The organism is Flavobacterium sp. GSP6 (genome assembly GCF_003984855.1).
Classification (GTDB): domain Bacteria; phylum Bacteroidota; class Bacteroidia; order Flavobacteriales; family Flavobacteriaceae; genus Flavobacterium.
Window position 1 is genome coordinate 94,914 of record NZ_RYDO01000009.1, and the last position, 13,913, is coordinate 108,826.

Annotated in this window: 7 protein-coding genes; 1 reads left to right on the top strand and 6 read right to left on the bottom strand. The window is 37.2% G+C overall.

The features are described 5' to 3' along the window. Window positions 1-2: 2 nt before the first annotated feature. The gene (locus tag EKM03_RS10565) at window positions 3-3,902 is read right to left on the bottom strand and encodes a T9SS sorting signal type C domain-containing protein (protein WP_126740397.1); all 3,900 of its coding nucleotides are present in this window, start codon (window positions 3,900-3,902) and stop codon (window positions 3-5) included. Between the two features lie 580 nt (window positions 3,903-4,482). Further along, window positions 4,483-7,794 carry a T9SS sorting signal type C domain-containing protein gene (locus EKM03_RS10570; protein WP_126740399.1) on the bottom strand — a complete coding sequence of 1,104 codons (3,312 nt, stop codon included), beginning with the start codon at window positions 7,792-7,794 and terminating at the stop codon, window positions 4,483-4,485. 392 nt (window positions 7,795-8,186) lie between these two features. Here EKM03_RS10570 and EKM03_RS10575 point away from each other — a divergent pair, with 392 nt between their 5' ends. After that, window positions 8,187-8,684 carry a regulatory protein RecX gene (locus EKM03_RS10575; protein ID WP_126458127.1) on the top strand — a complete coding sequence of 166 codons (498 nt, stop codon included), beginning with the start codon at window positions 8,187-8,189 and terminating at the stop codon, window positions 8,682-8,684. Window positions 8,685-8,982: 298 nt separating this feature from the next. Here the strand turns inward: EKM03_RS10575 and EKM03_RS10580 are convergent, their stop codons facing one another. From EKM03_RS10580 to EKM03_RS10595, 4 genes are all read right to left on the bottom strand, one after another. Next, window positions 8,983-10,137, bottom strand: coding sequence for a beta-ketoacyl synthase N-terminal-like domain-containing protein (locus EKM03_RS10580; RefSeq protein ID WP_126561280.1), 1,155 nt, complete (start codon window positions 10,135-10,137; stop codon window positions 8,983-8,985). 201 nt (window positions 10,138-10,338) lie between these two features. Continuing rightward, window positions 10,339-11,610: an adenosylmethionine--8-amino-7-oxononanoate transaminase gene (bioA, locus tag EKM03_RS10585; protein ID WP_126561281.1), complete on the bottom strand. Its 1,272-nt coding sequence runs from the start codon at window positions 11,608-11,610 to the stop codon at window positions 10,339-10,341. A 57-nt stretch (window positions 11,611-11,667) separates the two neighbouring features. After that, entirely contained in the window at window positions 11,668-12,285 is a 618-nt protein-coding gene (gene bioD, locus EKM03_RS10590; RefSeq protein WP_126561282.1) for a dethiobiotin synthase, read from the bottom strand. 565 nt (window positions 12,286-12,850) lie between these two features. Further along, entirely contained in the window at window positions 12,851-13,651 is an 801-nt protein-coding gene (locus tag EKM03_RS10595; protein WP_126561283.1) for a TIGR00266 family protein, read from the bottom strand. Between the last annotated feature and the right edge of the window lie 262 nt (window positions 13,652-13,913).

A 13,913-nucleotide genomic window follows, 5' to 3' on the forward strand; every position in this document is an offset into this window, starting at 1 on the left:
TTTTAGTACACTATTTTCTTGGTAACAACCCTTCCATGCTGCAAAACTATTTTTACCAACACAACTTGATGACCAACAAGTAAATTCAGAACTGAGAAATCATTGTTGTCGATTTCGTTTTTTTGATAAATTGTACTTCCTGCTAAATTGTATACAACAACCTGCTCTATAAATTCTTTGGTTGATTTTATTTGCAACTCTTTGTTTTTAGTCGATACAAAAACAGATTCATCTTCTTTTATAAATTCATCCGAAATTAGGGTTTTATTTGTATATCGCAAAACGAAACGATCATCAAATATTCCCACAGCAGTAGTGAAAGCATAGCTTTCGTTTGTTATATCAACAAGATTATTATTTAATTTATCCTCAATAAAAACATTTTTATTGACTAACACTCCATCTGTCTGATCTATTTTAATGATAAAAGTTCCTGCTACTTTACTGCTAAAACCTAATTTTATTTCATCCGTCTCTTCAAACGGTAATGCACGCCCCTGAATTACTAAATTCTTATCTTGACTCCTACTATAAAAGTCTAAATATTGATTTCCTTCAAAACTCTCACCGTCAAAAGAACGGTCAAAATCATTTGTCGCTCCCGTTGCATATCCTATTAAGATTTGTTTGAAAGCACCTTCATTATTACTCAAATTTAACCAAATTCGGTCTTTTTCTATAGCCTCAGATTTTGATTTATTAATGGCACTTGATTTAAAAAAACTAGCGTTTTGACCAATCACACGCATACTGTTATTAAAAATAGCTGTCCCACCACCATTGATACTCGTCATAAAAAAAGATTGTCCTGAAGCTATTTTCCCGTCTGGCTTAGTATTATTAACGCCTGAATTAGTTGCAGCACTCGTACCAACGCCTCCCAATAAGTTATACACCGCATAATCATCTGAAGTATATACGTTCTTATTAATAGCCGTATTGTGTGTCCAGAGATAAATAGTTCCATCCATAGTTTCTTTGTTTGCAATTATAAACAAATCTGCGTTAATCGCTGAAGGATACGGATTGCCAATCAAATTTGACGTACCTGTGGCCGCAATTGGCACTGACACCAACCCATTATTGGGAACTCCCGCAAAAATAGCTTCATAATTTGCTGCACTCGTTTCTGAAAAAGTTTTCGGACCACGAATAATATATCCTTTACCAACTGACATTACGTTTGTTGAAATCTCATTAGCCCATGAATTCCTTGAAGCATCAAAGGAATAAAACTTATCCCAATGCGTATCAGGAGAAACATCAATCAGTTTTTGATTTGAAACAGGCGACGACCAATAGGTATAATCTGTGAGGAGAATGGGCGTTGTTTTTCTTTTTAATTGAATCACTCCGGAATTACTGACCTGATCTTCATATTGATACAATGCCGCATTGTTTTCTAAAATTAATGTGCCTGAACCAGAATAATCGAAAACCAATCCTAACGTATTTCCTGCCGGAATTGTAACCGTGTTCCCTGCACTAATGAAACAAGAACAGGAGTTTACTGTTGTAAATGAGGGGTGATTTCCCTGAAAAAGCAGTGTCTTTTCAGCAGATGGTATTCCATTATTCCAGGAACTCCCATTCCAAACGGAGCTATTGGAACAGAGTTTAATTCGGGCTATTCGATGTTTAGTTACACCTGAAACCGAATTGAAGTTTCCTCCAATAAGCACTTTATTATTGGGAGTAAAACAAATACTAAACAACGTATTATTCAAATTTACCGAAAATGTCGTGTCAACATCTCCCGTTGCTAGCAACCGAACCATTCGCCTCACAGCTGTCCCGTTGTATGTACCGGAGAACGTTCCGCCAATTAATAAGCGATCATCGGGCTGGACTAAAACTGCCCTAATTTCTCCATTACTAAATCCCAATCCCGTTGCAAAAGTGATATCTAAACTCCCATCACTGTTCAATCGCAACACTCTTTTTGCGGAAACGCCTTTGTATGTTGTAAATGTCCCACCAACAATCAGTTTATTATCTGATTGTAGTGCTATTGCATACACATTTTTGTCAAAACCAGTTCCTATAGAAAATCCAGGATCTATGCTTCCATCCGCATTCAGGCGAACCATCCGATTATACGAAATCCCATTAAAAAAAGAAAACTGGCCGCCTAAAACAATTTTTCCATCGGGTAGCAATAAAATATTTTCTACGATAGCATCAGCTCCAGAACCGGTATTAAAACTGGAGTCTAAAGTTCCATCGGGTAATAATCGAGCGATTCTATTCTTCAAAACCCCATTGTAACTTGTGAAATTTCCACCGACAATTATTTTTCCATCAGGTTGTACCGCCAAAGCATACACCTGATTGTTAAATCCGGTTCCAATAGAGAAAACCGCATCAATGTCTCCATTTGCCAGAACCCTGGCAATCCTGTTCCTTACGACACCATTATAATATGTAAAAACACCTGCAATAACAACTTTGCCATCCGGTTGTACAATAGCGGTTTTTATAGAATTATTGGCTCCAGCACCAGAATTATTAAAAGAAACATCAATTGCTCCGTCTTCTGATAACCTTGCAATTCGGTTGCACATCGTTCCGTTGAATTTGGTGAAATTTCCAAAAACCATCGTTTTATTATCTGATAACGCATTTACTTTTAAAACAGAATTATCAAAACCAACTCCAGCAGTAAGATATCCAATGTCTAAAGCGCCAAAGGCATCAATTCGCGCCAAACGTCCTTGATTTTGGGAATCAAAAATAGAAAACGACCCACTAACGTACCAAGAACCATCAGATGCAGTAGCTAAATCAAGAACGGATGCCGAAAACGGGCCTGCCCCAATATCAAAGGCAGGATTAATAACTCCATTTGCTTCCAGTAAAACTAATCTATTAACAGCTGTTCCATTATAAGTCCCCGTAAAAGATCCCCCAACCAAAACACCTCCAGCCGGATTTAGTTTCACAACCGCTACAACACCCCCACTAAACCCTGAGCCAGTGCTAAAAGTAGCGTCAAGCGAGCCATCACTATTCAAACGAATTATTCTACTGGTTTTAACACCATTGAAATTTAAAAAAACACCCCCTACTAAAATTTTCCCATCCGCTTGTGTCGCGAGTGCTGACACATCATCATCAAAACCGGCTCCTTGAACAAAAGTAGCGTCAACAGTCCCATTGCTATTCAATCGAATTATTCTGCCGCAAGCAGTTCCATTAAAGGAAGTAAAAGATCCTCCCAAAATTATTTTACCATCAGCTTGAATTTTGATTTCTTCAACAAGGGAGCCAGCGCCACTACCTATTGCAAAGCCTGTGTCAATATTTCCATTAGGCAAAATTCGAGCTACCCTAGGTGCGGGAACTCCGTTGTAACCGGTAAAACTGCCACAAATTACAATACTACCATCTGATTGCAAATCGCATGAATATATTATATTATTGGTAGTCCCAGCAGAAGAGTTAAAAGTTACATCTCTAGTTCCATCAGCATTTAAACGGATTAGTTTTGCAACATTTACACCGTTAAAGGTTACAAAAGAACCGCCTAAAATAATCTTCCCATCCGGTTGTATTAAGGAACAATATACTTTGCCTTCGATGCCCGAACCTAAATTGAACGAAAGATCTTTGGAACCGTCCGGCAGTAACCTACACAAATATGGAGTTGAAGCCCCATTAAAATTTAAAAAATCACCTCCAACAATTAGTTTCCCATCCGTTTGCAAAGCAACAGTTCTTATGGTTCCATCAAAACCATCGCCTTGCAAACCGTCATCATACGTGTTGAATGCAACATCTGACTTTCCTTGTTGTGAAAAAGCTACATTAATAAAAAGGAAGAAGAAAAAAATAGTAAAGTGTCGTATTTTGATGTCTAAAATTGAATTTCCGGCGTTTGCTTGAGCTCTCCGAAAATTCATGACTGTACTAAAAGATTACGTGCCATATGGGTTGTTTTAAATTGTTGCTTTTTTTGTTGAAATTCATTTGATAAAGAAATATCAGCGATAACTTTATAAAAGTAAATACAATCTTTTGCAATCACAATACCCACATTTAGTGATATTTAAACTAAAAATAACACACTGAATTAGGCTCTTGTTTTTTTCATATGCTTGTCGGTATTCCTCTATTTTTTTTAAAAATGGACACAGACCCCACAGCTTAGCACCGATTTTCAATATAATGATGCAATCAATTTTTGGAAATTTATGTCAAAAAAAACATTCGGTATTCATTCGGACTAGTACAACCCGTTGGGTACAATTATTAAAAACGTCAGTTCGCATATTTTTTTGTGTAGCAAAACGAAACAAAACTTCTCGATACGCTTCGCATTTGAAGTGACGTGTATCGAGAACCGTTTTTAAAATTAATTGGTGGTTTTGTCCAAAAACAAGAGCAAATCAACATACAAATAGCTTCAAAAAACTATTTAAACAAAAAAAGCCCGTTTTGTTTACACAAAATGGGCTTGGAATGTATTGTTGTATGATGCTTTTAATACACCGTTTTTGTTGTAACTGTCTCTCCATTTTGCAACACTGTTTTTACAATTAGAACTTGCTCACTTGATCCTAAATTTGGGATTACTAATTCAGTGTTATCAACATTTGTTTTTTTATAAATTTGCTTGCCCAGCACATCATAAATAAAAACTTTATCAATAGTTTCTACTGATGAGTTGATTTTTATCTGCTTGTTTTTTACAGATACTAAAACCTGCATCGCGGCAGTATCAAAATCGCCAACTCCTAATGTCCTGTCCGTATAACGCAATACAAAACGATCATTAAAGGTTCCTTTTTCAGTGCTAAAAGTATAAACTGCTTTTTTTAGATCATAAATACTATTGTTACTTTTATCTTCAAGGTAAACATTCTGAGAACTAAAAATCCCATCGACCTCATCAATACCAATTGAAAAACTACCTTGAATTACAGAACTATATCCCAATGGCACAATATCGTTTTCATCAAAAGGTAAAGCCCTTCCTTGTATGGCTAACGTTTCATCGCTAATAACACTATAGAAATCAACAAACTCGTTTCCGTTATAACTTAGTCCGTCAAAAGAAGAATCATACTCATTAGTAGCACCATCCAGATACCCAACCAGTATTTGCTTGAAAGCACCTTCCGTATTGGTAAGGTTTAGCCAAACCCGATGTCTCTCTACTGTATTTGTCTTTTTTGCAGCATTTTTAACTTTAAAAAACTGCGAATTATCCAATATTGCTTCGTTCAAACCTACTCGCATAGAATTATCAAATACAATACTATTTTTTGTTGGAGCAAGTCTGCTACTGGTAAAAAAGGCTTGGCCTGCCGCTATATTACCACTTGGTTTATCACTAACGTTTTGTGATGTTGCACTCCCTGGATTAGTCGCAACCCCTCCCGTGAGATTATAGGTAGCATAATCATTTGATGAATACGCGAACACTCCCGTTCCGGGATTAAAGACAGCTGTTCCTATTGGAGTCATGTGAGTCCAAAAATAAAGCGTCCCATCTAGCACATCACTATTATTATTTATAAACGTATTTGCATTTAATGCTGATGGATACGGATTTCCCAAAAGATACGATCGGTCTGCAATAATTCCCGGAAGCTCTATTTTACCATTGTTTGGTTTTCCTACAAAAGGTGCCTCATAAAATAATGGAGGTGGTGTCGTACCATAATTTGGCCCTCTGATAATATAACCCGTTCCTATTGCCATAACATTCATTGAATCCTCATGATTCCAATTGTCAACAACTGCATCAAATGAATAAAAGTAATCCGAAGGTGTTTTAGGGGAGACATCATACAATTTTTGCCCTGCTACAGGTGAGGACCAATACGTATAATCCGTCTCCCGAGTTATGTTGTTGTTTCGAATATAGGTAATGATTCCTGTATTTACCGCATCATTATTGACTTGTACCAGACTCGAATTGTTTTCGAATGTCAGACTGGTACCCAGAGCTGTATTTACTTTTACGGCATTCGTTATTTTCAAAGCATGGTTTGTTTTGACCAATACCTTAACTCCAGCGTTTACAGTGCAATCGCAGCCTTCTAGGTTTCCAATGGAGGTATAATTACCTGAAAAAACGATGCTTTGTTCAATAGTTGGCGGACCATTTGTCCAAGTCCCATTGAATGAAGCTACCAATGGCAATGGCTTGATTACAACATTAGAGCTCACTGAGGACGTACACGTTCCATTTGAAACTGCAAATGTATAGGTTGTTCCTGCTACCAAACCTCCAACAGTTGTAATTTCTCCCGTTCCCGTTAACCCTGTCAAGCCTGCTGTATTTGGAGTTGCAATAATGGTTCGAGATCCAGTTGCTGGCAAACCGCTTAATGAAACACTTCCAGTTGCTAGTGCACAAGTAGGTTGCGTTATGGCTCCCACAACAGGTATCCCAAGTGCTGAAAATGTGGATGAAAACCGCACACGTGACTGCCCTAAATTTTCATAATATTCGAGCACAAAATTAGTAGTCCCGCTAAGGTAAACCGTAGAGGTTGTTTCTTGGTACGAATGATCGCTCCAGTTATTTATAACATACGTTAGACCTCCGTCTAAACTTAAACGATACCCATCATCACCACCTACTGTAAATGTATAGCATCCTGCCGGTAAGTTTCTATTCATTTTAAATCGTACCGCAAAATTATCAGTATAACTACCACATACATTAGGCCCTGAAAGCGCTCCGTCAACTAAATTTAAATCAAAATTCTCCGTTTGCGTAACATACCCCCTATAGGTAGTTGTAAAAGCATTACTAGGCGGACTTCCATTTGTGTTAGCATACACATAACCTAACCAGGAATTATTACCATAAGATATTTGATCTCCTGCAGGTGTACTTACCGTAAAACTACTAAGACTCGTCCCCGTCCCACCAGAAGTAGTTACAGTTATAAATCCAGTTGTGGCTGTAGCTGGTAATTGAGCCGTTATTTGTGTATTGCTATTTACTGTAAATGATGCCGGAATCCCATTAAAATTTACTGCCGTTGTTCCTGTAAAATTTCTTCCTGTAATAATTACTGAAACTCCAGATGCAGCGCAAGCATTGCTTGGTGTAAAACTAGTTATGATAGGGTTTGGTGTCCATGTATAGGTTAAACCATTAAGCGGCAGTTCTCCTGAACCACTACCTGTTCTACAACTAGCGGTATTATTAACCCCTACAGTAGATGTAGGCCAGTTATTAGTTACTAATCTATTATTTAAATCAGTATTATTTAATCCACGTAATCCAACTTGAGCAGTCAGACTACCTGCGTAAGTTGTAGCACAACCACCATAAATTACTTGAATTGTATTTGATGATTCATTCAATCTAATCTGAAAATTGAAGTCACCATTTCTAGCCGTTCTACCCTCATATCGACGCACGTTGGTCCATTGCAATACAAAAACTCTATTGGGTGCACTTCCTATTGAACTATAAACTATCGGAGAATTAGCACTAAACAGATCCATTCCCAAAGCACTAATTGCACCCTCAAAACCAGTATTTGAAGATATAGGAGTATAACTTGTAGCGGAAGAAAGTGTGGTGCCGAAGGTGATATACCCATTAGAGTTAACAGAACACGTAGTATAATTAATTCCATTAAAATTGAATGAGAATCCAATTTCGATGGTATTCGCGCTTACAAAATCGTCCCAAGGACTAATCAACACACCATTTAAAGCTGCATAGGTACCACTAGCTTGCGAAAAAGAGTAATTTACTACTTGACCATAACCTAAACCAAAACTAAAAAAGAATGCAATTAATAAAAGTAATTTTTTATTCATGTTATGATATTTATTTAAGCATCTTACAGCTAAATCTCTAATTCTTTTAAATACAAAAAATAAGTAAAATCAACTATTCTGGTAATATCGTTCCGTATTTTAAATAAAACCTAATTTAATCGACCAAGCGCAAAATATTCTGTTGAAATACATGTTTTAACTATTAAAAATCTTCTACCATTTCTCTTAAAAAATCATTCACACCATCTTAACTGGCTTTATAACAGTCGCTTTGTTTCAAACCCTAAGCCTTTTTCCTAGCTAAAACAACAAAAAATAAATTCCTGTTTCCCGTCCTGCGACACTTTAAATTTAATATCTTATTTTTGAAACCCACAATGAGAATGCTTGAACCTATTTAAACCATAAAGAACAAGCGCAAAAACAAAAAAATGAATCCCATATATACCCTAAAAACAGCCATTCCTAAAATTGAACACTACTGTGCTTATCAGGAACGCTGTCACGAAGAAGTAATACAAAAGCTGTGGAGCATGAAAATGGACTCTGATGAAATCGATACGATTGTAGTGCATCTGATCAGTAGTAATTTCCTGAATGAAAGTCGTTTTGCCTGCAGTTTCGCCAGAGGAAAACACCGCATCAAGTTTTGGGGCAAAATCAGAATTATCAATGAATTAAAATTCCGAAAAATCACACAATACAATATCAATCTGGCACTCAAAGAAATTACGCATGAGGAATATACCGCAACCTTTGACGGCATTTCCCAAAAACAATGGGAGGCCATTCGGGAAGCAAACCGGTTGAAAAAACGAAAAAAATTTTGTGATTATTTGCTCCGAAAAGGCTACGAAAGTAATTTAGTCTACGAAAAAGCAAAAGAACTGGAAAGTTGGAACACGGATGACACGGATAAAACCGATTAACGCTGATTTTTTTTGTTTGCAAAAGAAAAAGCTACTCCAAAACAATTCATTTTAGCCCAAGATTCAGTTCTAAGTCACATTGAAAAAAAACCAAAACCGACAATGGAATTATTTGATTTCATTCAAATGGTATTCCACACAAAAATAAAAATCCGCTTAAATCTGCGGTATCTGCGTGCCATTAAACCTTGACCTTTATAAACAGATCGTACCAATTAACACTGATTACCAAAATTTGTGAAATTAGAGTAATTCGTAGCTACTTTTTTAAAAAGAACACCTCTTATAAATGGCATCCTTATACACTCAAAAGAACACTTACCGCGTTTCCTCCAAAACCAACGGCATTAATCAATACTTTCTTAATCGGTTTTGTTTGTGCTTGCGCTTTTGCAAAAGGGACTCCGATAAAACGATTGTGTTGCAGCATCAAAATAGCGAATTCCATACTCAAAATCCCTGATGCACCAAAGGTGTGACCAATTTTCCATTTATTGGTAGTGAGCAAAGGCAGGCTTTCACCAAAAACTTTCTGTATCGCTTTATATTCGGTCAAATCCCCTTTTACAGTTCCCGGAGCATGCATGACAATCACATCCACTTTGGACAAATCAGTATTTTGAAGTGCCATCTTCATGGATTTCTGGAAACAGGTCGCTTCTGCCGAAATAGAAATACTATGTTCCAGAATTTCTGTAGCGTATCCAATTCCTTCGATGTAGGCCAAGGCGTTTTCTTTTTCCCCAATTTCGAGACAACACACCCCAGCACCTTCACCCAGAATCATGGTGTTTTGCTTTTTTTCTAAATCAAGAGCCCGATTGGGATATTCTTCTGCGCGACTCGAATAAATTTTCAAGGCGCGCATTTGGGCAATCGTAAAATCAGTTAAAGGCGCTTCAGTTCCACCTACTAAAAACTTATCTGCCATTCCCGATTTTAGCCACGCCACTCCGTTTAACACGGCATGCAACGCAGTAGAACACGTAATAGAATGTGAAATTTCAGGGCCAGAACTTTGCAAATCATGTGCCACCCAAGAGGAAATATTGCCCAAAGTGGTCGTTGGAGAAGCCAATGTTTGTGCTTTTCCTGTTTTTAAATACTCCTGATAATGCTTTTCGAATAAATCCGTGGCACCGCGAGATGAACCAATATTGATTCCAAAAACGTCATTTGAATTCCAGCCTGCATTTTGCATCGCTTGCCGCGAAGCCGCCATAGCGTACAAAACGGATTGGTCCAAGGATTTATATTTGTTATCTGACTGTTGCAACTTGCGAATTATTTCAGTAGAATCAGCATCAATTTTGGCTACAAATGTGTTTTTTTGGTCTAAAAAATGTTCGGAAAAACAATGATTTTTATCGAGATATTTTTTCCAAATTTCCTCAGGTGCATTTCCTAATGGAGAAAGGGAAGCTATGGCAGTTATGGAGATTGTTGTTGACAAGTTATTTTATTTTTCGCAAAGGTCGCAAAGTTATTTACATTCTGCGTTCAATCTGCGGAAAAATAGCACACCAATGACGCGGATCTGAACCGATAAAAACGGATTTTTTTTAATCAGTGAAAATCCGTTTAATCTGTGGCCAAAAAATAGCACACGGATCTGAACCGATAAAAACGGATTTTCTAATCTGCAGCCAAAAAACTAGACTATTTCTAACGCTTTTTCGACCACTTCATACACTTTTTGTAATTGCTCATCGGTAATAACATAAGGCGGTAAGATATAAACGATATTACCAACAGGACGCAGAATCACTCCGTTTTCGATAAAAAAATCATAGAGTTTGTTCCGTAAACTTCCGTAATAACTGGCAGCACTTTCGGTTTTTATTTCTAAAGCAAAAATAACGCCCAGCACTCGGGTTGCAGTAACTTTTGGATGATTTTTGATGCGCTCCTGAAAGTTCAGATGCCTTTGATTGACCCGAATTAAATTCGCCTGCATTTCATTCGTTTGCAGCAATTCCAAACTGGCCAAAGCCGCTGCACAACCGGTAGGATTTGCTGTAAATGTATGCCCATGAAACAACGCTTTATTAATATCATCATCATAAAAAGCATCAAATAAATCCTGCGTAAAAGTCGTAATCGCCATCGGAATTGTTCCTCCGGTCAACGCTTTAGACAAACACATCATATCTGGTTTTTCTAATAAATAATCCGTTGCAAACGTTTTTCCGGTTTTCCCAAAGCCGGTCATCACTTCATCTGCAATAGTCAGTACATTATTCTGCTGACAAATTCGCATTAATTTATCTAACGATTCTGGTTCGTACATCACCATTCCTGCAGCTCCCTGAACCAATGGCTCAAAAATAAAACCCGCACAATTATTGTTTTTTATTACATGACGTAAAGCGTTGTAACTTTGCTCTTCCTGCCCTTTAACAGGAACCGGAATCCGAATCACTTCAATCAAAGAATCCTTAAATGCTTCCACAAAAAACGATATTCCACTTGCGGCCATAGCACCAAAAGTGTCTCCGTGAAACGCATTTTCAAAAGCAATTATCACCGTTCTCTTTTCTCCTTTATTGAAAAAATATTGTAGGGCAACTTTAATCGCAATTTCAACAGCCGTAGAACCATTATCGGAAAAGAATATTTTTTGTTGGTTTTTAGGTAAAATTTCCATTAGCTTCTCTGCCACCAAAACAGCTGGTTCGTGAGTGAATCCGCCAAATAATACGTGCTCTAATGTGGTGAGTTGTTTGTAAATCGCATCGGCTATAAATGTATTGGAATGTCCGTACGGATTGACCCACCAAGAGGCAATCGCATCAATATATTCTTTATTGTTTTCGTCCCAAAGCAAAGCGCCTTTCCCTTTTTTGATGGCAATTGGCAACCCTGCCGTTTTGTGTTGGGTATACGGATGCCATAGATATTGGCGGTCTCTTTCTGTTAAAGTCATTTTAAATAATATATTCCACAAAGATACACAGAGAAAGCAAAAAGTTTCACAAAGATTTTATAAACTCAATAGCTGCTCCCGAAATAAAGCTGCATATTCCTGGATGACATTTTGATCAAAATATGGTTCTTGTGCTATACGTCCAATGCATTTTACAATCGTTTTACTCAGAATTATTTCTTCAGTAGCCTTATTTTCATCGCCCGAAAAAATAATTCCGGCGATTTTAATTTTTCGGTTTTGCAAAGCTTCAATGGTCAATAACGTATGATTGATACTTCCCAGATAATGTCGGGAAACCACAATCACTTTGTAATCGGGCTGAATCAAATCTACAACACAATCCTTAGCGTTTAACGGCACAAAAACACCGCCTGCACCTTCAATAACCAAGTGGTTTTCTGTTTGAGGTTCCCTAATTTTCTTTAAATCAATAACAACTCCATCTCGTTCTGCAGCAAAATGAGGACTTGCAGGCGTTTTTAAGGCATAACCGTTGGGATGAATTACCGTCATTTTATTGGACAAAAACGATTTAATCTTATGACTATCTGAGTTGTCTAAATCCCCCGCTTGAATGGGTTTCCAATAATCAGCTTCTAAAGCTTCTGTTACAATGGCTGACGCGATGGTTTTACCTACATCAGTACCAATTCCTGTGATGAATAGTTTCATAAATTTAGCCTGCGGACAATTCTGATTTTACAGATTATCTCTAATTTTATTTGTTATGTTTTTTATTGTTTGTATGTATAATACGTTTCAATTCTGGATTTTCCCCAAAGCACATTACCAATCCAAGATCAATCTCAGAAGTTTTTGAACATTTCATTCTTTGTATGTAATTCAAGCATTCCGTTTCGGAGTGTAAAACCCCTCATCGTTTTGTTCTCTAGAAAACCATGAGGCAAAATAATAGCGGTTCCTTTCCTGATATCGCAATAGGAGATGATGGTGTTTTTTAAAGAGAATTTGTTTCCCTTTTTTGGGTTTGTTTCGAACGACTGTAAAATTAGGACTTTAATTTTTTTTTAAACAGATGTGTCATATTATTTTTTAGAATTCTTGTATGGATTAGACTAAAAAATGTCAATAAAAATTAAAAAAAATATTTGAGCAGAATTAGTAAACAAAAAGTGTTTTTGTTTTGTCATTTCGACGAAGGAGAAATCACATTCTTGACTTTTATAATGAGACCCCTCCTTTGTCGGAATGACAATTGGACAAAATACTTTGTAAACTAAAATCGTTTATCACCATTGAGTAAACTGCCTAAACCGCCCAATAAACTGCCTTCGTCGCGACTGTTTCCGCCAGCTCTGGGAGCAGATGCGATGATTCTGTCGGCGAGTCGACTGAAAGGCAACGATTGCACGTAAACTGTTCCCGGACCGCGAAGCGTGGCGTAAAATAATCCTTCGCCACCAAAAATAGAATTCTTGATCCCGCCAATAAACTCAATATCGTAATCCACATCTTTGGTAAAACCTACGATGCAACCGGTATCGACTTTTAGGATTTCGCCTGTTGCTAATTCTTTTTTGGCTAATGTTCCGCCGGTATGCACAAACGCCAGACCGTCACCTTCTAATTTTTGCATGATAAAACCTTCGCCACCAAACAATCCGCGACCGAGTTTTTTAGAGAATTCGATTCCAACAGAAACACCTTTAGCGGCGCAGAGAAAGGCATCTTTCTGGCAAATGAATTTGCCGTCAAATTGCGTTAAGTCAATTGGGATTATTTTTCCGGGATACGGTGAGGCAAAGGAAACTTTGCTTTTGATAGTATTTTGATTGATGAACGCGGTCATAAAAAGACTTTCGCCGGTCAATACTCTTTTTCCGGCACTTAAAAGTTTGCCGAACAATCCGTTTTCTTGTCCGGAACCGTCTCCAAAAATAGTTTCCATTTGGATATTATTGTCCATCATCATAAAACTTCCGGCTTCGGCAATTACAATTTCCTGTGGGTCTAATTCTACTTCCACATATTGCATTTCCTCGCCGTAAATGTGGTAGTCTATTTCGTGTGCTTGCATGATTTCTGTACTTTAAGTTTTTGTTTAAAAGATTTTTACCATTAAGAAATTAAGTTTCATTTAGAATCAGAGCTTAATTTTTCTTAATTACTTAATGGTTTAAAATATTTTTTGTTTTTAAATAGGTCGGTAAGATGATTAAAAAGTTACAGCTTTACCATGGATTTTGGAATTGTAGATTTTCTCGTTGAAGTGCGCAAGGGATTACTTCACCGTACATTTATTTTTATAGGAGTTCAGTGAATTTCATTTGCAGCGAATA

What these genes read in the sequence shown, in the direction of transcription:
- bioA (WP_126561281.1), bottom strand. Translation starts at nt 11,610, where the DNA reads ATGACTTTAACAGAAAGAGACCGCCAATATCTATGGCATCCGTATACC.
- bioD (WP_126561282.1), bottom strand. Translation starts at nt 12,285, where the DNA reads ATGAAACTATTCATCACAGGAATTGGTACTGATGTAGGTAAAACCATC.
- EKM03_RS10575 (WP_126458127.1), top strand. Translation starts at nt 8,187, where the DNA reads ATGAATCCCATATATACCCTAAAAACAGCCATTCCTAAAATTGAACAC.
- EKM03_RS10565 (WP_126740397.1), bottom strand. Translation starts at nt 3,902, where the DNA reads ATGAATTTTCGGAGAGCTCAAGCAAACGCCGGAAATTCAATTTTAGAC.
- EKM03_RS10595 (WP_126561283.1), bottom strand. Translation starts at nt 13,651, where the DNA reads ATGCAAGCACACGAAATAGACTACCACATTTACGGCGAGGAAATGCAA.
- EKM03_RS10570 (WP_126740399.1), bottom strand. Translation starts at nt 7,794, where the DNA reads ATGAATAAAAAATTACTTTTATTAATTGCATTCTTTTTTAGTTTTGGT.